This window comes from Providencia alcalifaciens DSM 30120, from assembly GCF_000173415.1.
Taxonomy (GTDB): Bacteria; Pseudomonadota; Gammaproteobacteria; order Enterobacterales; family Enterobacteriaceae; genus Providencia; species Providencia alcalifaciens.
In genome coordinates, this window is sequence record NZ_ABXW01000004.1 from 328,967 (window position 1) to 351,794 (window position 22,828).

Sequence of the window (22,828 nt, forward strand, 5' to 3'; positions counted from 1 at the left end):
GCATGGAACATTATATTAGCTTGTTTGTAAAAGCCATTTTCATCGAAAACATGGCGTTAGCTTTCTTCTTAGGGATGTGTACATTCCTTGCAGTATCGAAGAACGTAAAAACTGCCTTTGGGCTGGGTATTGCAGTAACGGTGGTACTTGGTATCTCCGTTCCAGCGAATAACTTAGTGTACAACTTGGTTTTACGTGACGGTGCGTTAGTTGAAGGCGTGGACCTATCCTTCCTGAACTTCATTACCTTTATCGGTGTCATCGCGGCATTGGTTCAAATTCTGGAAATGATTTTAGATCGTTACTTCCCATCATTGTATAACGCGTTAGGGATCTTCTTGCCGTTGATCACCGTAAACTGCGCAATTTTTGGTGGTGTTTCTTTCATGGCTCAGCGTGACTACAACTTTACTGAATCCATCGTGTATGGCTTTGGTTCTGGTATTGGTTGGATGTTAGCGATTGTCTTAATGGCAGCGATTCGTGAAAAAATGAAGTATTCAGACATTCCTGCGGGTCTAAAAGGGTTAGGCATCACCTTTGTTACGACCGGTTTGATGGCATTGGGCTTTATGTCCTTCTCCGGTGTGCAGCTATAAAGGCGAGAAGAATTCATGGATATTATTATTCTAGGCGTAGTTATGTTCACCCTGATTGTCTTGGCGCTGACAGGTTTAATCCTGTTTGCAAAGTCCAAGTTAGTCAATACAGGGAACATTAAAATTGAAGTTAACGGTGATCCTGATAAGAGTTTTGATGCTCCAGCAGGTGACAAGCTGTTAGGTATGTTAGCTAACCAAGGTATCTTTGTTTCTTCTGCCTGTGGCGGCGGTGGTTCATGTGGTCAGTGTCGCGTGAAAATCAAAGAGGGTGGTGGAGACATTCTGCCAACTGAGTTATCTCATATCAACAAGCGTGAAGCGAAAGAAGGTTGCCGTTTAGCGTGTCAGGTTAACGTAAAACAAGACCTGAAAATTGAATTGCCAGAAGAAATTTTCGGCGTGAAAAAATGGGAATGCGAAGTTATTTCTAATGATAACAAAGCAACTTTCATTAAAGAGCTGAAGTTAAAAATTCCAAACGGTGAAGTGGTTCCCTTCCGTGCTGGCGGCTATATTCAAATTGAATGTCCGCCTCATGTTGTGAAGTACTCAGACTTCGATGTTCCTGAAGAGTATCGTGAAGATTGGGATAAATTTAATCTGTTCCGCTATGTTTCTGATGTCAAAGAGCAAACTGTACGTGCTTACTCAATGGCAAACTATCCAGAAGAGCGCGGTATTATTATGCTGAACGTGCGTATTGCAACGCCACCTCCGCGTAATCCAGATGTACCGCCAGGTATTATGTCATCTTACATCTGGTCATTGAAACCAGGTGATAAAGTCACTATCTCTGGACCATTTGGTGAGTTCTTTGCGAAAGAGACGGATGCTGAGATGATCTTTATCGGCGGTGGTGCGGGTATGGCGCCTATGCGCTCCCACATTTTTGACCAATTACGTCGTTTAGATACTAAGCGTAAGATCAGTTTCTGGTATGGTGCACGTTCGAAACGTGAAATGTTCTATACAGAGGATTTTGATCAATTAGCTGCGGAACATGACAACTTTACATGGAATGTTGCACTTTCTGACGCTTTGCCAGAAGATAATTGGGACGGTTACACAGGATTTATTCATAATGTCTTGTATGAAAACTACCTCAAAGATCATCCTGCACCAGAAGATTGTGAGTTCTACATGTGTGGACCTCCAGTGATGAACGCTGCAGTCATCAAGATGTTAAAAGACCTTGGTGTTGAGGACGAAAATATCTTGCTGGATGATTTTGGTGGCTGATTAGTTGCTTTAAATTATCGGTTAAGCGCCCAAAAGACTGGGCGCTTATTGACTAAAAAGAGGAAAAAAGGATTTTTTTCCTCTTTTTGGTTGTAAACTAGGGAGCGTCGAATAGGCGCTCCTATTTTAAACGTGAGTATTCTCTAGATTTGTGAATGTTGAGTTTGTTAGACGTCTCAGCACCTACTCTTTCTCTAGTGGGCGCTTACAATTAACGCTGAGAAATTTTTATGCTAAACAGAAAAGTATTGACTCCAGTGCTGCTATTCGCAGCGACGCTCCTTCTTGCCGCATGTGGTGGACCTGAACAAAAGAACCTTCAGGGACAAACCATGGGAACCTATTATTCTGTTAAGTTCGTGACAGACTCATCAGAGCCTTCTTCAGAAGCTATTCAAGCTGAAATTGACAAACGCTTGGAAGAAGTCAACGACCAAATGTCAACCTATCGCCCTGGTTCTGAATTAAGTCGTTTTAATCAATCCAATGAGGTGAATGAACCATTCCCAGTGTCAGCGGCGACAGCAAAGGTCGTCAGCAAGGCAATTGAAATAAACAAGCTTACTGATGGCAGTTTAGACGTCACAGTCGGACCGCTGGTTAATTTGTGGGGCTTTGGGCCTGAAGGTCGAGTGACTAAAGCACCTACTGACGAAGAGTTAGAAAAGCGCCGTGCATGGATCGGTATCGATAAACTCTCTGTTCAAGGTAATAACCTAATTAAGACAATCCCTGAACTGTATGTTGATTTATCCTCTATCGCTAAAGGGTATGGCGTTGATGTGGTTGCTGAATATTTGGAGTCCATCAATATCAATGATTATATGGTTGATATTGGTGGTGAAGTCCGTACCAAAGGGAAAAATGGAAAAGATGCACCGTGGCGTATTGCGATTGAAAAACCGGCAACTGACGGTGTGAGCCAAACGGCACAAGAGATCATTGAACCTGGTGATTTATCGATTGCCACTTCGGGGGATTATCGTAACTATTTTGAACAAAATGGCGTGCATTTTTCTCATACCATCGATCCAAAAACAGGTAAGCCTATTTCCCATAATTTAGTTTCAATTACAGTATTAGCCGAAGACTGTATGACAGCGGATGGTTTATCGACAGGGTTAAATGTGATGGGACCAGAAGCAGGTTTAGCCTTAGCAGAAAAAATGAATGTGCCTGTTTTTATGATTATTAAGACAGATAAAGGTTTCGAAGAGCGTTACACTAAAGCATTCGAACCATTTTTACAGAAAAAACAGTAAAAGGAGGAAAACGAAATGTTGAATGTTTTTCTTGCAGCCTTTGCTTTATTTTTGTTGGCATTTTTAGGTATGTCTCTTGGGTATATCATCAAGCGTAAAAGTATCCAAGGTAGCTGTGGCGGTTTGAGTAGTATCGGGGTAGAAAAAGTGTGTGACTGTCCCGAACCATGTGATGCACGTAAAAAGCGCATGGCGCGTGAAGAAGCCCGCAAAAAAATGTTAGAGAAAAACCGCATTTTGTGATTTTAAACTGTAATAAATACAAACCTTAGTCATTGATTGATGGCTAAGGTTTTTTATTTTTAATTGAAATTAAATTGGGTTCATTTTTTTTGCGCATGAATTAAATCTAGGATAAGAAACGTGCATTTCTTTTTTATTCCCATCGAAGCTGATCATGATATGACTATATTCAGCTTTATTTGCATTACACGTTAGGAAATTGCCGCTACTCCATTTTATACCGTCACTCGTCGTTATGTTTCCAATCCATTCACTTTTCCCTGTCGAGGAATACGAGATATTAAATATATCATTGAGAGTTTTATTATTAGATAAATTGTATGTGACAAAGGCATTATCATATTCACTCTCGTTACTTTTATAAATTATTTCAACTTTCTTGATAGTTTCATTCCATTTGTTTTCAATTGATATCGTGCCTTTTGAAATAGACATATTACCTCTTGCTCATGTTTTTATTTGGTATGATATTGTAGCTAGATGTTGAGGATTCAAATTTTCCTCAAAATGAGTTTGGCAGTATCGTATTGAAATGTAATTAATATTTAATATCATGTATTAATGAAAAGAAATGAAATATGAGAGTCATTTATAATAAAGATAAGCTACTTAAATTAAATGAGAGGCTATTGAATAAAAGTAGCTTAATAGTTTTAATGTTATTTTTTGAAGGCTTTTGGTGAGTCGACCATCACTGCATCCACGCCAATTTCTTTAGCAAATTGGTAGTCATCTTGATTATTGACACCAAACACGATGATATAGGCGTTGCCATTTTTTCTAAAACAGTCGATGGCTTCTTTATCCCACGATAAGGTGGCAGGGGAGCGAGCTTCCCCAAGCGTGTATTTCTCAACAACTTCAACTTTGCGACGTAATTCAAAGCCGTACCAGCGCGTGGTAGATTTGTCATTCTCAATAGAACATTTGTGGTCCATGACACTATTTGCCAGCATAGTGCGTGTTTCATCGCGGCTTTCAAATAACTGTAATTGAGTTGAAAGTGGTTTCAGGGCTTTCAAAAATGCATCATTGGTGGAATAAAAGCGAACTTGGCTAAATGCATTGGTTTTGTTTAGTAATGCCAGAATAGCGAGAGCTTGATTATTCGGATCTGCATCAGGCGATTTTAAATCGATATAAAAAACGGTATCAGGATATTTTTTTAACACCTCTTCTAGCGTCACGATGGTGGTCTGTGTCGCAGGCAATTGTTGATTGTGTGTCTGATTAAATTTGTAAGCCGCATTGATTTGGTTTAACTGATTTGCGGTGTAACCTGAAATGAATCCACTTTTATCGGTTAACGCGTCTAAGTCACTCGGGCGGTAAAGGACTAATTGGTTGTCTTTACTGAGCTGCACAGTGAGCCAAATCGCATCAACCTTATTGTTTTTAGCTTGTTCAATGGCATAAAGGGTGTTTTCTGGTGCATCAGCCGTACCTGCACGGTGTGCAACAATATGTGGTGTGAAGGAGAAAGCGGATTGACTAGCCAAAAGTAGTAAGCCTATCGCGACAGACTTTTTGAGGATTGATGTTGATATAATTTGCATTTGTATAATCCATAATGATAGTAAATTCAATGCACTAACATGAAGTTAATTGAATGGTTGTTTTAATATTTTCAGGCTGTGTTGTAAGTAGTTTGCCTATGAATTAGGAGTAACTTTTCGTTTTTTCGTGCTTTTACAGTGTCTCAGAAATACGTTTCAATCAGATGAATAAGTTGCGTGGCTAATAAAACAACTGTATATTTATTCAGTAATCATTGGTTGGAGCGTCTATCATGCGTAAAATTATTCATATTGATATGGATTGCTTTTTTGCAGCGATAGAAATGCGTGACGACCCGAGTTTACGTAATGTTCCTCTTGCAGTCGGAGGTAGTGCGGACAGACGTGGTGTGTTGAGCACCGCGAATTATGAAGCGAGGCGTTATGGGGTGCACAGTGCGATGTCGACAGCTCTGGCATTAAAGCTTTGTCCTCACCTTAAGGTGGTCCCCGGTCGTATGGCTGTCTATAAAGAAGTTTCCCATCATATTCGGCAAATATTTGCCCGCTATACCGATCTTATTGAGCCATTATCTTTAGATGAGGCCTATTTGGATGTGACTGATTGCCAACAGCTTCACGGCTCTGCCACGCTCATCGCTGAGGCTATCCGCCAACAAATTTTTGATGAGTTACAGTTAACGGCTTCTGCGGGTATTGCACCGATTAAATTTCTCGCAAAAATTGCGTCTGATATGAATAAACCCAATGGGCAGTTTGTGATCACTCCGCAAGAACTGCCCACATTTGTTGCCTCCCTTCCATTAAAAAAAATTCCTGGTGTCGGTAAGGTGACGGCGCAAAAGCTCGCAGATATGGGGTTGCTGACCTGTTCAGATGTGCAGAAATATGACATGTTGGCACTGATAAAAAGCATGGGGAAATTTGGTCAGGCGCTGTGGGAGCGTTGCCATGGTATTGATGAACGAGCGGTGAATCCTGAGCGTTTACGTAAGTCAGTCGGGGTTGAGCGTACGCTAGCGAAAGATATTCATCAATGGGAGGATTGCTTGCCGTTACTTGATACGCTGTACGATGAACTGCATTTTCGTTTAGAGAAAGTAAAGCCGGATTTACGTATTGCTCGCCAAGGCGTGAAGCTAAAATTTGATGATTTCCAACAAACTACACAAGAACATGTCTATCCGACGATAAATAAACAGGACTTAATTCAGCTAGCAAAACAGGCTTGGGAAAATCGTAGGGCAGGGCGCGGTGTCAGATTGGTCGGGTTACATGTAACGTTGCAAAATCCACAAATTGAAAGGCAGCTTTCATTATTTTTATAGAGTAAAAACATAGGGTCATAAACCGTAGCTTATGACCCTGATATTTATAACATTGATAATCCAATGTTGAATTAGTTTTTAACTGGAATAGCTTTCAAGATAGCGGTTAATAATGTCCAGTATTGACCTACGCTTTCAATATGAACGCGTTCATCTGGTGAGTGAGCACCGCGAATCGTTGGTCCAATTGATACCATGTCCATTAATGGGTAAGGTTTTTTGAACAGACCGCATTCAAGACCTGCATGGATCACCATGATATTTGGGATTTTACCGAATAATTTTTGGTAAGTGTCACTGACGATATGCATGACTGGAGAGTCTGCATCTGGCTGCCAACCTGGGTATCCACCTTCAGCACGGTATTGAGCTTTCGCCAGTTTAGTCAGTGAAGTCAGCATGTTCACAACGTAGTTTTTTCCAGAGTCGATTAGTGAGCGGATTAAGAAGATCACTTCGGCTTTGTCTTCTGTCATGTTGACAACGCCTTCATTCAATGAAGTCTCAACAACGCCTTTCACGACATCGCTCATACGGATTACGCCGCTTGGTGCCGCGTTCAGGAAGAAAACTAAACGTTGTTGGCAATCATCTGTCAGCGCTTTTAGGTCACTTGACGTTTCATCTAACAGTAAGACTAAATTAGGTTCAACAGCTGCTAGTTCATTTTTCAGAATGCCTTCATAGCGTGCTCTTAATGCAGTAAGTTCAGCGACTTTGTCGGCAGGTACTGCAATGGTTGCATGACCTTCGCGTGGAATTGCATTACGCAGGGTACCGCCTGTGAATTCCAACAGTTTTAAGCCTAAATCTTCAGCATGACCTGCTAAGAAACGAGCTAACAATTTGTTTGCATTACCTAAACCTAAGTGTATGTCACCACCAGAGTGACCACCTTTTAGACCTTTCAGTGTCATAATAAAGGTTTTATAACCTTGCGGTAATGCTTCGCGAGTTAAATCAAAGGTCGCGGTGAAATCAATACCACCAGCACAACCCATGTAAATTTCGCCTTCTTCTTCTGAGTCTGTGTTGATCAGAATATCTGCTTGTAACCAGTTTGGTTGTAAGCCGAAAGCGCCATCCATACCTGTTTCTTCGGTCATAGTCAGCAAGACTTCTAATGGACCGTGCTCAACACTTTCATCAGCTAATACAGCTAATGCAGATGCCATACCAATACCGTTATCTGCACCTAATGTTGTGCCTTCAGCGGTTACCCACTCACCATTAATATAAGGACGGATAGGGTCTTTCGTGAAATCGTGCTCTGTGTCGTTATTTTTTTGCGGCACCATATCTAAGTGAGCTTGCAGTACGACAGGTTTGCGGTTTTCATAACCCGCAGTTGCTGGTTTACGGATTAAAATATTACCAACTTGGTCGCGTTCAACGTGAAAACCTTTTCCTTTAGACCATTCCATGATGTGAGCGGCTAAAGCTTCTTCGTGTTTTGATGGATGCGGAATGGAGCAGATTTTTGCGAAAATATCCCACAGTGGTTGTGGTTTTAGCGTTGATAATTGTGACACGTTCTTCTCCTTGGTACTTTTATCGTAATCTTCCCGTCATATTTCAAGCTAGAGATTGGCTCACACCCAAAACAATCGACTGACGGCGTTCACCACTTAATTTAAGATTGTACTTAAGTGTAATAACTCAAGTTTTAAGCGGTTTTATGTATTGATTCAGCATAACACTTTACATCGAATAATGGAGAGCGTTAATAAGAATTATTCATTTAGTGGGATGGTTTCGCTGGTTTTTCCTGCGCCAAATCACTATAATCTCGCGCAACCTTTTTTCCGCAAGACACATTTCTGTTTTACTCACCTTCGGGACCCGAATTTTATGAGCGAAAAATATGTCGTAACGTGGGATATGTTGCAAATACATGCCCGTAAACTCGCACAACGTTTATTACCAGCAAAACAATGGACTGGTATTATTGCCGTTAGTCGCGGTGGTCTAGTTCCTGCTGCACTGTTAGCGCGTGAGCTGGGTATTCGTCATGTTGATACCGTTTGTATCTCTAGCTACGACCACGATAATCAGCGTGAACTCAACGTGATTAAACGCGCTGAAGGCGATGGCGAAGGCTTTATCGTGATTGACGATTTAGTGGACACTGGCGGTACAGCGAAAGCGATCCGCGATATGTATCCAAAAGCACACTTTGTCACTATCTTTGCAAAACCAGCTGGTCGTCCATTAGTTGATGACTATGTTGTTGATATCCCTCAAAACACTTGGATTGAACAGCCTTGGGATATGGGCGTTGTGTTTATTGATCCCTTGTGTGAACAAGATAAATAGTGTGAACAAGATAAATAAGCCTATTGGGTTAAGCTGTTGTAGGTAGTGGTTGTTTTATAAAAAACTCCACATTATTACCTAAGTGATTTTAGCGAAACACGATATGATAGAAGGGAGTGCATTATGCACTCCCTTTTTTGTTTATGTGACAGATTTAATTGGTAAAAGTAGGGAATCCACATGACTCAGCAAAATTTATCCGAAAAACTGTTTAAACCTCGCGTTAGGCAAGTTGAAACATCGACTTTGGTTTCTTATTCCTCCCATACTCTGTCGCAATTACAAAACCACAGTGTATTAAGTGGTTCTCAGCATAATCATTGGTATCGCATGCTTAATCGCTTGATGTGGATCTGGCGTGGTATTGATGCCATTGAAATTGAAGAAGTCTTAAGCCGTATTGCTATCTCGGATGCTAAACGTAGCCGAGAAGAGTGGCTCGATACTGTGATTGGCAATCGCCGTGGAAATTGGTGCTTTGAATGGTCCCACCAAGCCATGAAGTGGCAACAAAAAGCGTTAGAATTTGAAAAAGGTCAAGAAGCCTGTGATGCATGGCTACGCGCAGCAAACTTATATAGCATTGCTGCATACCCGTTTATTAAAGGGGATGAACTTGCAGATCAAGCCATTGTTTTAGCGTGTAAAGCTTATGATAGCGCAGCAAAATTCTCTCAGTATCAATTGAAAAAAATCCCATTCAAAGTGGATGGTGGCAAAGAGGTTTGTGGATTTCTTCATATCCCATCCAATGTACAAGGACCTTATCCAACGGTGATGGTATGTGGCATGCTCGATAGCTTACAAACCGATTATAGCCGTTACTTTAGAGACTATTTAGAGCCTCGTGGTATTGCGATGTTAACATTGGATATGCCATCGATAGGTTATTCAGGGAAATATAGCCTTTCGCAAGAAACTAGCACGTTACATGAGCAAGTTGTTCGTCAACTCGATACCATTCCATGGATTGACCATACACGATTTGCTATCACTGGGATCCGCTTTGGCGCGAATATTGCTGTACGTTTAGCGTACATGTGCCCAGATAAAATTAAAGCCGTTGCGGTATTAGGTCCGATTGTTCACAGCCTGCTGCATGAAGAAAAATATCAAAAAGACATTCCGCGTATGGCATTGGATGTTTTTGCCAGCCGTCTGGGTATTTATCAAGTCGATGGTCAATCGTTACGTCATGAATTAAGTTGCTATTCTCTTCGGAAGCAAGGGTTACTGGGGCGTCGTAATCAAGTTCCAATGATGACGGTCTGTTTCAAAAATGATCCTTATAGTCCGAAGGCTGATTCAGATTTAATTGCTCGCTCATCTATGGATAGTCATTTATTGATGTTGCCAAGTAACCCTGTTTTAGAGGCTTTTGAGCGTTCCATGTCAGAAACAACGAAATGGTTAGAAAGTAAAATATTATAATTCTATTGAATAACTTGCTTATTTTTTAACATTTGTTAAAAAGGGATCTTCCCAAGAAGGAGATCCTTAATATGGCGTTACCGACTGATTACACGAATGGAAAATTTTTAAAGAAGTTTGCTGCAATGGGTCCTTATTTACGTGAACAACAATCTGTCAAAAATTGTTATTTTTTTGATAGTTTGGTGGTTTGCGTTAATGCGAATGTTGTGCCAGAAAAACGTGAATTCTGGGGGTGGTGGTTAGAGTTAGCCTCCACCGATAATGGATTCGAATTTGCCTATAATTTAGGGATCTATACTGGTCAGGGAAAATGGCAAACGAAAACTTTGAAGGATGGGTCAACGGCGGAAGCGGTAGAAAAGAATTTGCACGCCTTCCATCAACGCCTTTCCCAACAATTATCTGCCCTTGAGTTAAGCTTGTTCCCTTCTCCCTTGATGACAGAATTAAAGCTGGAATTAAGCGCATAAAATTGTTTTAAACCAACTTTTGTTTAATTTTGCGTTATGCCTGTTGGCATAACGCGCATCTCCTGATAAAACTGATACCCACTTTGTATTTATTAATCCTAATGGCAGAAAAATGATGAAAAATAGCCAAACACTTGTGGTTAAACTTGGCACGAGTGTCTTAACAGGGGGCTCACGTCGTTTAAATCAAGCTCAAATTGTTGAGCTGGTTCGACAATGTGCGCAGCAATATGAAAAGGGTCACCGAATTATTATTGTCACATCAGGTGCAATTGCCGCTGGGCGTGAACATCTCAATTACCCCGAACTGCCCGCTACCATTGCATCTAAACAGCTGCTGGCGGCAGTCGGTCAAAGTCGTTTAATTCAATTATGGGAAAGACTTTTTTCCATTTATGGTATTCATATTGGTCAAATGTTATTAACGCGTGCCGATCTTGAAGATCGTGAGCGGTTTCTTAATGCTCGCGACACACTGCAAGCGCTATTAGATAATGGCATTATTCCAGTAATTAACGAAAATGATGCTGTAGCAACCGCAGAGATTAAAGTCGGGGATAATGATAACTTATCCGCACTGGCTGCAATTCTCGGAGATGCCGATAAATTACTGCTATTGACCGATATTGAAGGTTTATACGATGCGGATCCGCGCAGTAATCCGGATGCTAAATTGATCCCTGAAGTGCGCGGTATAAATGATGAATTACGTCGTGTGGCTGGGGACAGCGTAACGGGATTAGGCACTGGTGGAATGGCAACGAAGTTACAGGCTGCGGATGTTGCGGGGCGTGCTGGAATTGATGTGATTATCGCCGCGGGTAATAAGCCCGATGTCATTAATGCGGTGATTGAAAATATTCCCGTTGGAACCCGTTTCTATGGTCAAAAAAATCCAATGGAAAATCGTAAACGTTGGATTTTTGGCGCACCTGCGGCAGGGGATGTTTATATTGATGATGGCGCACAATTAGCGATTACAGAAAAAGGTAGTTCATTGTTACCAAAGGGTATTAAGAAAATTGAAGGCGATTTCTCTCGTGGTGCAGTGATCCGTATTCGCAATATGGCAGGTAAAGATTTGGCACACGGCGTGAGTCATTATAATAGTGATGCACTCAGAATGATTGCGGGTCATCATTCCCAAGATATTGGTAAAATCCTTGGCTATGAACACGGCTCTGTAGCCGTTCATCGCGACGATATGATAGTGAGTTAATTATGTTAGAACAAATGGGTAAAGCGGCGCGTGAGGCGTCATGGCAGTTGGCTCAATTAAACACAAAACAAAAAAATTTGGCACTTGAGCAAATTGCTAATCTGTTAGAACAAGAAAGCGCAAGTATCTTAGCTGCAAATCAGTTAGATATGGCGCAAGCCCAACAAAGTGGTATGAGCGAAGCGTTACAAGATCGCTTATTACTGACGCCATCACGTTTAAAAAGTATTGCGGATGATGTTAGAAAGGTATGTCAACTGGCAGATCCAGTAGGACAAATCCTCGATGGCAGCGAGCTCGATAGCGGATTGAATTTACAGCGCCGTCGTGTCCCGTTAGGGGTCATTGGGGTTATTTACGAAGCTCGTCCTAACGTAACGGTCGATGTCGCTTCCTTGTGCTTAAAAACGGGAAATGCTGTTATTTTGCGTGGCGGAAAAGAGACGCATAATACGAATCTCGCAGTAGTTAATGTGATTCAACAAGCGTTAAAAAACAGTGGACTACCTGCGGATGCGGTACAGGCTATCAATAATCCCGATCGCGAATTAGTGACAAAATTATTAAAGTTAGATCGCTATGTTGACATGTTGATCCCACGCGGTGGTGCTGGCTTACATAGATTATGCCGTGAACAATCGACGATCCCAGTCATTACTGGGGGAATTGGTGTTTGCCATACGTTTGTTGATGATTCGGTGGACTTTGATAAAGCACTGAGCGTGATTACCAATGCTAAAGTTCAGCGACCAAGTGCATGTAACTCGTTAGAAACGTTGTTAGTTCATGAAGATATTGCCGCGAGTTTCTTGCCGCGCCTAAGTGAGAAAATGGCACAACAGCAAGTGACGTTGCATGCGAGTGAGAAAGCAATGGCATTTTTAAAAGGTGGCGCAGCGAAAGTGGTACCTGTTCAAGCTGAAAATTTAGTCGATGAATGGTTATCTCTTGATCTTAATGTTGAAATTGTCTCGGATATTGATGCTGCCATCGAGCATATTCGCCATTATGGCACCGCACATTCAGATGCTATTTTGACGGAATCTATTCGCCAAGCAGATTATTTTGTTCAACGTGTGGATTCGGCTGCGGTGTACGTTAATGCTAGTACGCGCTTTACTGATGGTGGACAGTTTGGACTCGGTGCCGAAGTGGCAGTAAGCACCCAAAAACTCCATTCTCGTGGACCAATGGGATTAGATGCTCTGACAACGTATAAATGGATTGGTTACGGGGATTTTTTGAGTCGTCCATAATCTAACAATAATAATCTTAAGCCACACTGAGTGTGACTTAAGTTGCAGACAAAGAGGGATAAAAGCGTGGTTTTTCCCTCTTTGTGTTATCAGGTGAAAATCAATAAATTGATTTTCCTCGTTTATTTTTACAACTCTAAAGTACCATTTCCAAACCCAATAGGTTTTAAAATGGTTCGAGCCACACTGAGTGTGGCTTTATTTTTTTAAATTATTCGCCATTTTGGCTAACCGGCTAGAAGCATGTGTGTGGAAAATTTATCATAGAAATCATGATGAAGGGATGAATATTAATGTTTTACATTATTGGTCCAAGAGGTTCAGGAAAGACAACGATTGGTAAGAAACTCGCTGAGAAAACGGGTTACCAATTTATCGATACCGACAAACTTATTCTGGAGCGCGCAGGAATGAGCATTGCTGATATTGTTCAGCAACAGGGGTGGAATTATTTTCGGCAACTTGAAAGTCAAATTCTTGCGTCAATTGAGTCGCAAGATGCCATTGTTTCTACAGGTGGCGGTATTATTTTAGCACCAGAAAATCAGCAGGTTATGCGAGAAAATGGCACTGTTATTTATTTACGCTCAACGCCAGAAACACTGGTAAAGAGATTAGCGGCAGAACCGCAAGCGGAGCAGCGACCGAGTTTAACGGGGAAATCACTGCTTGAAGAAATTGAAGAAGTGATGACGCAGCGCGATCCTATCTATTTATCCACTGCCCACCACGTTATTGATGCCAATCAATCCATTGATGCTATTATTAAGCAGATCGCAAATTTGAGATAAATGTCAGGTGTACTCACGCCTTTAGGAATAAACCTCTTAATGAGGGCGGCTGGTCACGAGATAATTATTGTAGTATCTAATTGTTAATCAATAGATAAAATTATCACCATAAGAAAGGGAATCATTATGTTGGCAAAAATAATAAAAAAAGTACTGAGGTTTTTGTTTCGCGTAGAAGTCATTGGTAATACGAATGAATTCAATCAAGACAAATGCATCATTACGCCGAACCATGTTTCTTTTCTTGATGGTGTGTTGATCGCACTGTTTTTACCTGTGAAGCCAGTCTTTGCCATGTATAGTTCTGTGGCAACGCCTAAGATGATCAAGCGGCTCAAGCCTTATGCGGATATTGTTGCATTAGATCCCAAAAATCCATTAGGTCTTCGACACCTTGTTCGTGAAGTGGATAAAGGGCGTCCGATTGTTATTTTTCCTGAAGGGCGCATTACTGTTCACGGCTCTTTGATGAAGATCTATGAAGGGGCCGCCTTTGTCGCTGCTAAGTCAGGTGCCAAAGTGGTGCCAATTCGTATTGATGGCGCAGAAAGAAGCTACTTTGGACGCTTAAAGGGCATTATCCCGTTAAAGTGGTTTCCAAAAATCACATTACATATTTTACCTGCTGAAAGTATTCCAATGCCGGATGCGCCTCGCGCCGTCGAGCGTCGAGCCTTAGCCGGTGAACATCTTTATCAAATTATGAAAGCGGCGCGCATGGCGAGTCGCCCAGAAATGACATTGGTCGAAGCCTTTATTGATAGTATTGAACGTTATGGACGCCGTTCTCGCTGTATTGAGGATATTTCGTTCAAAGAAGATAGCTATCAAGGGCTGCTCAAAAAGTCACTTGGTGTTGGGCGAATTATCGAACGCTATACCCATGAAAATGAGCGTGTAGGATTATTGCTACCCAATGCGACAGTGACAGCTGCAGCAATTTTCGGCTGTTTAATGCGCGGGCGAGTGCCTGCGATGCTGAATTACACGGCGGGAAGTCATGGGATCAGTAATGCTTTAAAAGCCTCAACGGCAAAAGTGATTTTTACTTCACGACAATTTTTGGAAAAAGGGAAACTCACCCATATTCCGGAGCAAGTACCCGAAGCAACATGGATTTATCTTGAAGATTTAAAAGACACCGTGACGCTCCAAAATAAGTTGTGGATTGTGAAGCATTTATTCTCACCGCGTAAGGCGATTGTTCCTCGTAATATCGATGATGAAGCGATTGTCTTGTTCACTTCAGGCTCCGAAGGTACCCCTAAAGGAGTTGTACACAGTCACCGTAGCTTGATGGCTAACGTTGAGCAGATCAAAACGATTGCTGATTTTACTCCGCGTGATCGTTTTATGTCATCACTGCCTTTATTCCATGCCTTTGGATTAACCGTCGGATTATTTATTCCACTATTTTCGGGTAGCCGAGTTTTCTTATATCCAAGCCCGTTACATTATCGAATTATTCCAGAACTGGTATATGACCGAAATTGTACGGTTTTATTCGGTACGTCAACGTTCTTGGGGCATTACGCACGCTTTGCTCATCCGTATGATTTTGCAAGAGTTCGTTATGTTGTTGCGGGCGCAGAAAAGCTTTCGGATAAAACCAAGAAAATTTGGTACGACAAATTTGGTATTCGAATTCTTGAAGGCTATGGCGTGACTGAGTGTGCACCAATTGTATCTATTAATGTACCAATGGCAGCAAAAGAAGGCTCAGTGGGGCAAATTTTACCCTGTATGGAAGCCCGTATTATTCCGTTACCAGGTATTGAACATGGCGGAAAACTTCAGCTGAAAGGTCCTAATATAATGAAGGGCTATTTGCGCGTAGAGGCGCCGGGTGTACTCGAAGAACCGAAAGCGGAAAATGCGCAAGGTGAATTAGAATCAGGCTGGTATGACACGGGTGATATTGTTGAGCTGGACAATAAAAACTTCTGCACCATTAAGGGGCGAGTTAAGCGATTTGCTAAATTAGCGGGGGAAATGGTTTCCCTAGAAAGTATTGAGCAGATGGCGTCTGAAATTTCGCCAAGTTACGAGCACGGTGTCGTAACCAAACCAGATAGTAGTAAAGGGGAGGCATTAGTCCTATTTACGACTGATAAAGATCTCGACAGAAGTGCCCTATCAGCAGCGGCAAAAGGAAAAGGTTTAACAGAATTAGCGGTTCCACGAGATATTCGCTGGGTGAAATCGCTGCCTGTATTGGGTAGCGGAAAAACTGATTTTGTCACATTAAAACAGATGGCGTTAGGGGACTAATATGCAAGAAAGTACACCAAATACGCCATTAATGAGTACTGGAATGAAAGCGGTTCTGACGTCTCAGTTTTTATCTGCATTTGCAGATAACGCATTGCTATTCGCGATATTAGCTCAGCTAAAATCTGAGTTTTACCCAGAATGGAGCCACCCTATTTTACAGATGGTATTTGTCTTCACCTATATCGTGTTGGCACCGTTTGTGGGGCAAATAGCGGATCGGTTTTCTAAAGGCCGAGTCATGCTATTTTCCAACATATTTAAATTTGTTGGGGCTCTGGGGATTTGCTTAGGGGTTAACCCATTCCTGTGTTACGGGTTAGTGGGCGTCGGTGCTGCAGCTTATTCTCCAGCAAAATACGGTATTTTGGGGGAATTGACCGGTGGTGATAATTTAGTTAAAGCTAATGGTTTAATGGAAGCTTCCACTATCGCAGCAATTCTAGTTGGCTCGGTTGTTGGTGGTATACTTTCCGATATTAATTTATTGCTGGCATTAGGCACGTGTTCCTTACTGTATGCTTTAGCCGTAATTGTTAACTTTTTCATTCCTCATTTGGCGGCGGCGAGGCCAGGTACAGGCTGGAATTTTAAACAGTTACTGATGGACTTTCTTTCTGCCTGTCGTATTTTATGGGCGAACCAAGAGAGCCGTTTTTCCCTTGTAGGAACCAGTATGTTCTGGGGAGCCGGAGTGACGTTGCGTTTCTTGCTGGTGGCGTGGGTACCTATAGCACTAGGTTTGCAAGATAACACAACGCCAACTATTTTGAATGCGATGGTTGCGGTGGGAATTGTCGTTGGAGCAGGATTAGCGGCAAAATTTATTACCTTAAAAACGGTTTATCGCTGTATTCCTGCCGGAATTGTGATTGGGGTCATGGTTGTATTCCTGTCACTACAAACTCATATTATTCCTTCTTATTTCATCTTGATGGTATTAGGCGTTTTTGGTGGATTATTTGTTGTTCCATTGAATGCATTACTTCAGGAAAAAGGTAAAGAAACTGTTGGGGCAGGGAATGCTATCGCAGTACAAAATTTGGGAGAAAACAGCGCGATGCTATTAATGCTGGGGTTATATTCTCTGGCAATGAAGGTCGGGTTCTCCGTGGTGAGTGTCGGCGTTGGTTTTGGTGTCGTATTTGCAGTGGCGATCGCGGGATTGTGGATGTGGGATCGCGCCCGTAAAAAAACAGCATAATGGTGAATAGCCAAATGATAGGTGAGAAGCAACTCGAAACATTAAGTATTCAGTTAGGACAACGCTTACTGCAATTGGGTAAAACAGTCACTGCGGCTGAGTCTTGTACTGGCGGCTGGATTGCTAAAGTCTTGACAGATATTTCTGGTAGTTCAGCCTATTTTTATCGTGGATTTGTGACCTACAGTAACGAAGCCAAGCACCAAATGATTGGAGTGACAAATTTATCACTAGAGCAGTTTGGTGCAGTGAGCCAGCAAGTAGTACAAGAAATGGCTGTTGGGGCATTACATGAAGCGCAAGCCGATTTTGCAATGTCGGTCAGTGGTATTGCAGGACCAGGTGGCGGTAGCCAAGAAAAGCCTGTTGGTACAGTCTGGTTTGGTTTTGCATTAAAGCAGGCAAATGGTACTGTCGATGTCGTGACTCGACATCAGATATTTCAAGGTGATCGGAATCAAGTTCGTTTGCAATCAACTGGTTATGCGCTAAAAATGCTTTTGCAGTTAATATCTGAAAAATTTCCTTGATACTGTATGATTATACAGTATACTTAGTTTCAACAAATCGAATTCAATCGTTTTATTCGCAATGGTTTCAACCATTGCCATAGGGAGTAAACATGGCTATTGATGAAAACAAACAAAAAGCACTTGCGGCAGCATTAGGTCAAATCGAAAAGCAATTCGGTAAAGGATCTATTATGCGTCTCGGTGAAGACCGTACAATGGATGTTGAAACCATTTCAACAGGTTCTTTATCTCTTGACGTTGCTTTAGGTGCAGGTGGTTTGCCATTAGGGCGTATTGTTGAAATCTACGGTCCTGAATCCTCAGGTAAAACGACGTTAACTTTACAAGTTATTGCGGCTGCTCAACGTAGCGGTAAAACGTGCGCATTCATCGATGCTGAGCATGCTCTTGACCCTATCTATGCAAAAAAACTAGGCGTCGATATTGATAATCTGCTGTGTTCTCAACCTGATACCGGTGAGCAAGCATTAGAAATCTGTGATGCACTCACTCGTTCTGGTGCTGTGGATGTTATCATCGTTGACTCCGTTGCTGCGTTAACGCCAAAAGCAGAAATTGAAGGTGAAATCGGTGATTCACATATGGGTCTTGCGGCTCGTATGATGAGCCAAGCAATGCGTAAATTAGCCGGTAACCTGAAAAACTCAAATACCTTGCTGATCTTCATCAACCAAATTCGAATGAAGATTGGTGTGATGTTTGGTAACCCAGAAACTACAACTGGCGGTAACGCGCTGAAATTCTATGCTTCTGTTCGCTTAGACATCCGTCGTATTGGTGCAGTGAAAAACGGTGAAGAGATCGTTGGTAGCGAAACCCGTGTTAAAGTCGTAAAAAACAAAGTTGCGGCGCCATTTAAACAGGCTGAATTCCAAATTCTATATGGTGAAGGTATCAACACCTTTGGTGAGTTGATTGACCTAGGGGTTAAACACAAGCTAATTGAAAAAGCAGGTGCTTGGTATAGCTATAATGGTGACAAGATTGGTCAAGGCAAAGCTAACTCAACAACCTACTTGAAAGAGCACCCTGAAGTAGCACAGGAAATTGATACTAAACTGCGTGATTTATTATTAAACCACACAGGTGAATTTAAGAGTGCAGCGACTGATTTCATCAATGATTCTGATGAAGAAGAAGTACCAGAAGAATTTTAATTCAATAGTAACGTGTTGAAATAATTTAAAATAAAAAGCGCTATTCTTAATTGAATGGCGCTTTTTTGTGTCTGCTTATCACAATAATAGTTTATTGAACAGTTTTTCTGTGGAAAAATACCCCAGCCAGAGGTATAAACATACTTTCAGAAAATATTCAGACGCTTTACAATGAAAGCCGCGAATGGATGTATCTATATTTTACTTCTATACAAAGAGACTTTATCTTATCAGTCACTTTTTAATCGGAGAGTTGATTAGAGGTGATGTTACATTCCATCTCAACAATTCGTAATTCTGTTTTCAGCTTGATATCGGGATAAATATGAGTAAAAGCACCGCTGAGATCCGTCAAGCGTTTCTCGACTTTTTCCATACGAAAGGTCATCAGGTGGTAGCCAGCAGTTCGCTAGTGCCAAATAATGACCCAACACTATTGTTCACTAACGCAGGGATGAACCAGTTCAAAGATGTATTTCTTGGTCTGGATAAACGAGCATATTCCCGAGCGACAACCGCACAACGTTGTGTACGTGCAGGTGGTAAACATAACGACTTAGAAAACGTGGGCTATACTGCTCGCCACCACACATTCTTTGAAATGTTAGGCAACTTTAGCTTCGGTGATTACTTTAAACACGATGCTATTCGCTTTGCATGGGAACTTTTAACTAGCGAACAATGGTTTAACCTACCAAAAGAAAGATTGTGGGTTACTGTGTACGCAACAGATGATGAAGCTTTCGATATTTGGAACAAAGAAATTGGTGTTCCTGTCGAACGTATTATTCGCATTGGTGATAATAAAGGCGCGCCTTACGCATCTGACAACTTCTGGCAGATGGGCGACACAGGTCCTTGTGGTCCTTGCACCGAAATCTTCTATGATCATGGTGATCATATCTGGGGTGGACCTCCTGGTAGTCCTGAAGAGGATGGCGACCGTTATATTGAAATTTGGAACCTGGTCTTTATGCAGTTTAACCGTCAATCAGACGGTACAATGGAACCTCTGCCAAAACCATCTGTAGATACAGGGATGGGGTTAGAGCGTATTTCTGCGGTTCTGCAACACGTTAATTCTAACTATGAAATTGATATTTTCCGTGAACTGATTGCTGCGGCCGCCGAAGCAACAGGTGCAACGGATTTATCCAACAAATCCTTACGTGTTATTGCTGACCATATCCGTTCATGCGCATTTCTCGTCAGTGATGGTGTTATCCCATCCAACGAAGGTCGTGGCTACGTTTTACGTCGTATTATTCGTCGTGCTGTACGTCATGGTTATATGCTGGGTGCGAAAGAGACTTTCTTCTATAAATTAGTTTCTACCTTGATTAAAGTTATGGGACCTGCTGCGGAAGAGCTGCAACGTCAACAAGCTCTAGTTGAGAAAGTTTTAAAAACTGAAGAAGAACAGTTTGCTCGTACTTTAGAACGTGGTCTGCAATTATTAGACGAAGAGTTGGCATCACTGAAAGGTGATACGCTGGAAGGCGAAACTGCATTCCGTCTCTATGATACTTATGGATTCCCTCTAGATTTGACTGCTGACGTTTGCCGTGAGCGCAACATCAAAGTTGATGAAGCTGGTTTTGAACGAGCAATGGAAGATCAACGTCGCAGAGCAAGAGAGTCAAGTGGCTTTGGTGCAGACTATAACGCCCTGATCAAAGTTGATAAACGCAGCGAATTCTCCGGCTATCAGCATGATGAACAGCAAGCGACGATCATCGCATTATATAAAGATGGTCAGCCTGTCGATTCATTGCATACCGGTGATGAAGGTTTAGTGATCCTTGATAAAACTGCATTCTATGCTGAATCAGGTGGTCAAGTTGGTGATACTGGCGTTTTAACGAATGACAGTGCTCAGTTTACGGTGACGGATACCCAAAAATATGGTCAAGCAATTGGTCATGTCGGTAAAGTTGAATCAGGCTCATTAGTTGTCAACCATCGAATTGCAGCTATAGTCAATAGTGAAAGGCGTAATGCAATTCGTCTAAACCACTCTGCGACTCACTTATTACATGCCGCGTTACGCCAAGTGTTAGGTGAGCATGTTTCTCAGAAAGGCTCGCTGGTGAATGACAAGTATCTCCGTTTTGACTTCTCTCATTTCGAAGCGATGACGCAGCAGCAATTACGCCAAGTAGAAGATATTGTGAATGCGCAAATTCGTCAAAACTCAGAAATTGAAACTGAGTTGATGGATTTAGAGGGTGCGAAAGCAAAAGGGGCTATGGCATTATTCGGTGAAAAATATGAAGAGCGCGTACGTGTTCTGAGTATGGGGGATTTCTCCATCGAATTATGTGGTGGTACGCATGCTAGCCGCACGGGAGATATTGGATTATTCAGTATCTTAAGTGAATCTGGGACCGCCGCAGGGGTTCGTCGTATCGAAGCGACAACAGGTGCCGCCGCCATGGAGCATTTACATGCTCAATCTGAACAGCTTTCTGCAATTGCCCATCTGTTAAAGGGGGACGTGAATAGCTTAGTTGAGAAAGTCAAAGCTGCATTAGATAAATCACGAAATCTTGAAAAAGAGATTTTGCAGTTAAAAGATCAGCAAGCGTCTCAAGAAAGTGCTTCACTAAGTAGTAAAGCGAAAGATGTTAAAGGTATCAAACTGTTAGTTAGTCAATTAAGTGATACTGATCCTAAACTATTGAGAACAATGGTCGATGATCTAAAAAATCAGCTGAAATCGGCGATTATCGTGCTTTCAACCACAAGTGGTGATAAAGTCAGTATAATTGTTGGTGTGACTAATGATTTGACTGCTAAAATTAAAGCAGGTGATTTGGTCTCCTATGTTGCTCAACAAGTAGGCGGTAAAGGTGGCGGTCGACCAGACATGGCGATGGCTGGAGGTACTGACGTAAGTGCATTACCGACAGCGATGGAAAGTGTCGAACAATGGGTTGATTCAAAACTATAATTGCTGTGAAGTTACCCCATTTTAGAGGGGTAACTTTAATCTGTTGCAGCATTGTTAATGTGTTGCCGGTAGTGTTATATTTTGCTTGTAAATAATTAGAATTATTGCCATTGATGGCATCAATGCTTTAGGTGAATGTCATTGCTTTACGTTTTCACGGTGTGTGATGGACAATAGCGGGGAATACCTAGAGACCCGACTCTTTTAATATTTCAAGGAGCAAAGAATGCTTATTCTGACTCGTCGAGTTGGTGAAACACTCATGATAGGCGATGAGGTAACAGTGACTGTATTGGGCGTAAAAGGCAACCAAGTACGTATTGGTGTTAATGCCCCAAAAGAGGTTTCTGTTCACCGTGAAGAAATTTATCAACGGATCCAGGCCGAAAAGACTCAACCAGACAATCAATAATAATAAATAAGCGTCCAGTGAGTGATCACACAGCAATAATGGACGCTTGTCTCTCCTATTTTATCTCTAACTATATTCCTATACCTTTTGATTCCCTATTGGCCTGACATCATTACGTTGATGTTGAGCATTATTTCTTGGGGTGACCTCGGCTTTTTTCTGTATCATTTTTATACTGTTAACTAAAGAGTGCTTAACCTCATCAATTTTTTACTGAATTTTCTATTGGGAAATAGTGAATAATTAAAAGGAAAAAAGCACAGAAATATGGCTTTTTCGGTGTTAAACTAATCATCTTGCTTGTGAAATGTGCAAACGATCGTTGGAATGCAAAAAGTTTGGAAAAATTGTTTGACTTCTAAGTCTAGGAAAGTAATATGTGCGCCACACAGAGACGAGATGTTTAAGAAAAACAAATCGTATGTGACTAAAATATGGTGAGGTGGCCGAGAGGCTGAAGGCGCTCCCCTGCTAAGGGAGTATGCGGTCAAAAGCTGCATCGAGGGTTCGAATCCCTCCCTCACCGCCATTTTAGGCTCTGCATCCGTAGCTCAGCTGGATAGAGTACTCGGCTACGAACCGAGCGGTCGGAGGTTCGAATCCTCCCGGATGCACCATTTT

General features: G+C 41.8%; 20 protein-coding genes and 2 tRNA genes. 19 read left to right on the forward strand and 3 right to left on the reverse strand.

Features of this window, described 5'->3' with window-relative positions; translation table 11 throughout:
- Positions 1–2 precede the first annotated feature (2 nt).
- The 4 genes from nqrE to nqrM all read left to right on the forward strand — a co-directional run bounded on the left by nqrE (position 3) and on the right by nqrM (position 3,346).
- Positions 3–599 carry an NADH:ubiquinone reductase (Na(+)-transporting) subunit E gene (gene nqrE / locus PROVALCAL_RS01975; protein WP_006657396.1) on the forward strand — a complete coding sequence of 199 codons (597 nt, stop codon included), beginning with the start codon at positions 3–5 and terminating at the stop codon, positions 597–599.
- A gap of 15 nt (positions 600–614) precedes the next feature.
- Positions 615–1,841 carry an NADH:ubiquinone reductase (Na(+)-transporting) subunit F gene (gene nqrF / locus PROVALCAL_RS01980; RefSeq protein ID WP_006657397.1) on the forward strand — a complete coding sequence of 409 codons (1,227 nt, stop codon included), beginning with the start codon at positions 615–617 and terminating at the stop codon, positions 1,839–1,841.
- A 230-nt stretch (positions 1,842–2,071) separates the two neighbouring features.
- Entirely contained in the window at positions 2,072–3,103 is a 1,032-nt protein-coding gene (locus PROVALCAL_RS01985; RefSeq protein ID WP_006657398.1) for an FAD:protein FMN transferase, read from the forward strand.
- 15 nt (positions 3,104–3,118) lie between these two features.
- A complete protein-coding gene (gene nqrM, locus PROVALCAL_RS01990) occupies positions 3,119–3,346 on the forward strand; it encodes a (Na+)-NQR maturation NqrM (RefSeq protein ID WP_006657399.1) in 228 nt (75 codons plus the stop codon).
- Between the two features lie 69 nt (positions 3,347–3,415).
- Here the strand turns inward: nqrM and PROVALCAL_RS01995 are convergent, their stop codons facing one another.
- Together PROVALCAL_RS01995 and PROVALCAL_RS02000 are read right to left on the reverse strand one after the other, a co-directional pair.
- Entirely contained in the window at positions 3,416–3,781 is a 366-nt protein-coding gene (locus PROVALCAL_RS01995; RefSeq protein WP_006657400.1) for a hypothetical protein, read from the reverse strand.
- A gap of 224 nt (positions 3,782–4,005) precedes the next feature.
- On the reverse strand, positions 4,006–4,902 hold the full coding sequence (locus tag PROVALCAL_RS02000; RefSeq protein WP_006657401.1) for a glycerophosphodiester phosphodiesterase family protein: 897 nt from the start codon (positions 4,900–4,902) through the stop codon (positions 4,006–4,008).
- A 233-nt stretch (positions 4,903–5,135) separates the two neighbouring features.
- Between PROVALCAL_RS02000 and dinB the strand changes: the two genes are divergently transcribed.
- Positions 5,136–6,191 (forward strand): DNA polymerase IV, encoded by a 1,056-nt coding sequence (gene dinB, locus PROVALCAL_RS02005; RefSeq protein WP_006657402.1) that lies wholly within the window; start codon positions 5,136–5,138, stop codon positions 6,189–6,191.
- Between the two features lie 71 nt (positions 6,192–6,262).
- On the opposite strand, the gene pepD is transcribed toward dinB, so the two are convergent.
- Complete coding sequence (gene pepD, locus PROVALCAL_RS02010; protein ID WP_036962628.1) at positions 6,263–7,723, reverse strand: beta-Ala-His dipeptidase; 1,461 nt, start codon at positions 7,721–7,723, stop codon at positions 6,263–6,265.
- A gap of 319 nt (positions 7,724–8,042) precedes the next feature.
- On the opposite strand from pepD, the gene gpt reads away from it, so the two are divergent.
- From gpt to PROVALCAL_RS02080, 14 genes are all read left to right on the forward strand, one after another.
- Positions 8,043–8,507 carry a xanthine phosphoribosyltransferase gene (gpt, locus tag PROVALCAL_RS02015; RefSeq protein WP_006662626.1) on the forward strand — a complete coding sequence of 155 codons (465 nt, stop codon included), beginning with the start codon at positions 8,043–8,045 and terminating at the stop codon, positions 8,505–8,507.
- Between the two features lie 180 nt (positions 8,508–8,687).
- A complete protein-coding gene (frsA, locus tag PROVALCAL_RS02020; protein WP_006662625.1) occupies positions 8,688–9,938 on the forward strand; it encodes an esterase FrsA in 1,251 nt (416 codons plus the stop codon).
- Positions 9,939–10,009: 71 nt separating this feature from the next.
- A complete protein-coding gene (gene crl, locus PROVALCAL_RS02025) occupies positions 10,010–10,411 on the forward strand; it encodes a sigma factor-binding protein Crl (RefSeq protein WP_039861406.1) in 402 nt (133 codons plus the stop codon).
- A 115-nt stretch (positions 10,412–10,526) separates the two neighbouring features.
- A complete protein-coding gene (gene proB, locus PROVALCAL_RS02030; RefSeq protein ID WP_039861422.1) occupies positions 10,527–11,630 on the forward strand; it encodes a glutamate 5-kinase in 1,104 nt (367 codons plus the stop codon).
- A 2-nt stretch (positions 11,631–11,632) separates the two neighbouring features.
- Complete coding sequence (gene proA, locus PROVALCAL_RS02035; protein WP_006657408.1) at positions 11,633–12,886, forward strand: glutamate-5-semialdehyde dehydrogenase; 1,254 nt, start codon at positions 11,633–11,635, stop codon at positions 12,884–12,886.
- A gap of 293 nt (positions 12,887–13,179) precedes the next feature.
- On the forward strand, positions 13,180–13,677 hold the full coding sequence (gene aroL, locus PROVALCAL_RS02040) for a shikimate kinase AroL (protein ID WP_006657410.1): 498 nt from the start codon (positions 13,180–13,182) through the stop codon (positions 13,675–13,677).
- Positions 13,678–13,803: 126 nt separating this feature from the next.
- The gene (gene aas, locus PROVALCAL_RS02045; protein WP_006657411.1) at positions 13,804–15,948 is read left to right on the forward strand and encodes a bifunctional acyl-ACP--phospholipid O-acyltransferase/long-chain-fatty-acid--ACP ligase; all 2,145 of its coding nucleotides are present in this window, start codon (positions 13,804–13,806) and stop codon (positions 15,946–15,948) included.
- Position 15,949: 1 nt separating this feature from the next.
- A complete protein-coding gene (gene lplT / locus PROVALCAL_RS02050; protein ID WP_006657412.1) occupies positions 15,950–17,152 on the forward strand; it encodes a lysophospholipid transporter LplT in 1,203 nt (400 codons plus the stop codon).
- 14 nt (positions 17,153–17,166) lie between these two features.
- Positions 17,167–17,682 carry a nicotinamide-nucleotide amidase gene (gene pncC / locus PROVALCAL_RS02055; RefSeq protein ID WP_039861424.1) on the forward strand — a complete coding sequence of 172 codons (516 nt, stop codon included), beginning with the start codon at positions 17,167–17,169 and terminating at the stop codon, positions 17,680–17,682.
- A 92-nt stretch (positions 17,683–17,774) separates the two neighbouring features.
- On the forward strand, positions 17,775–18,842 hold the full coding sequence (gene recA, locus PROVALCAL_RS02060) for a recombinase RecA (protein ID WP_006657414.1): 1,068 nt from the start codon (positions 17,775–17,777) through the stop codon (positions 18,840–18,842).
- A 325-nt stretch (positions 18,843–19,167) separates the two neighbouring features.
- Positions 19,168–21,795 (forward strand): alanine--tRNA ligase, encoded by a 2,628-nt coding sequence (gene alaS / locus PROVALCAL_RS02065; protein ID WP_006657415.1) that lies wholly within the window; start codon positions 19,168–19,170, stop codon positions 21,793–21,795.
- A gap of 226 nt (positions 21,796–22,021) precedes the next feature.
- On the forward strand, positions 22,022–22,207 hold the full coding sequence (gene csrA, locus PROVALCAL_RS02070; protein WP_004264815.1) for a carbon storage regulator CsrA: 186 nt from the start codon (positions 22,022–22,024) through the stop codon (positions 22,205–22,207).
- A gap of 436 nt (positions 22,208–22,643) precedes the next feature.
- A tRNA-Ser gene (locus PROVALCAL_RS02075) sits at positions 22,644–22,736 on the forward strand.
- 11 nt (positions 22,737–22,747) lie between these two features.
- Positions 22,748–22,824, forward strand: a tRNA-Arg gene (locus tag PROVALCAL_RS02080).
- Positions 22,825–22,828: the final 4 nt, after the last annotated feature.

Bases quoted from the DNA above. Each gene is read 5' to 3' on its own strand.
- nqrE (WP_006657396.1), top strand. From the start codon at position 3: ATGGAACATTATATTAGCTTGTTTGTAAAAGCCATTTTCATCGAAAAC.
- nqrF (WP_006657397.1), top strand. From the start codon at position 615: ATGGATATTATTATTCTAGGCGTAGTTATGTTCACCCTGATTGTCTTG.
- PROVALCAL_RS01985 (WP_006657398.1), top strand. From the start codon at position 2,072: ATGCTAAACAGAAAAGTATTGACTCCAGTGCTGCTATTCGCAGCGACG.
- nqrM (WP_006657399.1), top strand. From the start codon at position 3,119: ATGTTGAATGTTTTTCTTGCAGCCTTTGCTTTATTTTTGTTGGCATTT.
- PROVALCAL_RS01995 (WP_006657400.1), bottom strand. From the start codon at position 3,781: ATGTCTATTTCAAAAGGCACGATATCAATTGAAAACAAATGGAATGAA.
- PROVALCAL_RS02000 (WP_006657401.1), bottom strand. From the start codon at position 4,902: ATGCAAATTATATCAACATCAATCCTCAAAAAGTCTGTCGCGATAGGC.
- dinB (WP_006657402.1), top strand. From the start codon at position 5,136: ATGCGTAAAATTATTCATATTGATATGGATTGCTTTTTTGCAGCGATA.
- gpt (WP_006662626.1), top strand. From the start codon at position 8,043: ATGAGCGAAAAATATGTCGTAACGTGGGATATGTTGCAAATACATGCC.
- frsA (WP_006662625.1), top strand. From the start codon at position 8,688: ATGACTCAGCAAAATTTATCCGAAAAACTGTTTAAACCTCGCGTTAGG.
- crl (WP_039861406.1), top strand. From the start codon at position 10,010: ATGGCGTTACCGACTGATTACACGAATGGAAAATTTTTAAAGAAGTTT.
- proB (WP_039861422.1), top strand. From the start codon at position 10,527: ATGAAAAATAGCCAAACACTTGTGGTTAAACTTGGCACGAGTGTCTTA.
- proA (WP_006657408.1), top strand. From the start codon at position 11,633: ATGTTAGAACAAATGGGTAAAGCGGCGCGTGAGGCGTCATGGCAGTTG.
- aroL (WP_006657410.1), top strand. From the start codon at position 13,180: ATGTTTTACATTATTGGTCCAAGAGGTTCAGGAAAGACAACGATTGGT.
- aas (WP_006657411.1), top strand. From the start codon at position 13,804: ATGTTGGCAAAAATAATAAAAAAAGTACTGAGGTTTTTGTTTCGCGTA.
- lplT (WP_006657412.1), top strand. From the start codon at position 15,950: ATGCAAGAAAGTACACCAAATACGCCATTAATGAGTACTGGAATGAAA.
- pncC (WP_039861424.1), top strand. From the start codon at position 17,167: ATGATAGGTGAGAAGCAACTCGAAACATTAAGTATTCAGTTAGGACAA.
- recA (WP_006657414.1), top strand. From the start codon at position 17,775: ATGGCTATTGATGAAAACAAACAAAAAGCACTTGCGGCAGCATTAGGT.
- alaS (WP_006657415.1), top strand. From the start codon at position 19,168: ATGAGTAAAAGCACCGCTGAGATCCGTCAAGCGTTTCTCGACTTTTTC.
- csrA (WP_004264815.1), top strand. From the start codon at position 22,022: ATGCTTATTCTGACTCGTCGAGTTGGTGAAACACTCATGATAGGCGAT.